Source organism: Citrobacter sp. TBCS-14, assembly GCF_005280805.1.
Taxonomy (GTDB): Bacteria; Pseudomonadota; Gammaproteobacteria; order Enterobacterales; family Enterobacteriaceae; genus Citrobacter; species Citrobacter gillenii.
On sequence record NZ_SZWM01000638.1, the window covers coordinates 1 to 239 of the forward strand.

Annotated in this window: 1 protein-coding gene; it reads left to right on the top strand. The window is 51.5% G+C overall.

All coding sequences use genetic code 11. From position 1 onward, the window contains the following. A partial coding sequence (locus FDX22_RS20375; protein ID WP_304571789.1) for a DNA replication terminus site-binding protein occupies positions 1–239 on the top strand: 239 nt, incomplete at both ends.

Below are 239 nucleotides of genomic sequence, written 5' to 3' on the forward strand. Positions count from 1 at the left end.
CAACGTATTAATCAGCTTAAAACCACCTTTGAGCGTATTGTCACCGTAGATTCTGGTCTGCCATCGGCGGCGCGTTTTGAATGGGTGCACCGCCACCTACCGGGGCTGATTACGTTGAACGCCTATCGGACGCTAACGGTCGTCAGAGATCCGGCTACCCTGCGATTTGGCTGGGCCAACAAGCATATTATTAAGAACCTGACACGTGATGAGGTACTGCAACAACTGGAAAAGAGCCT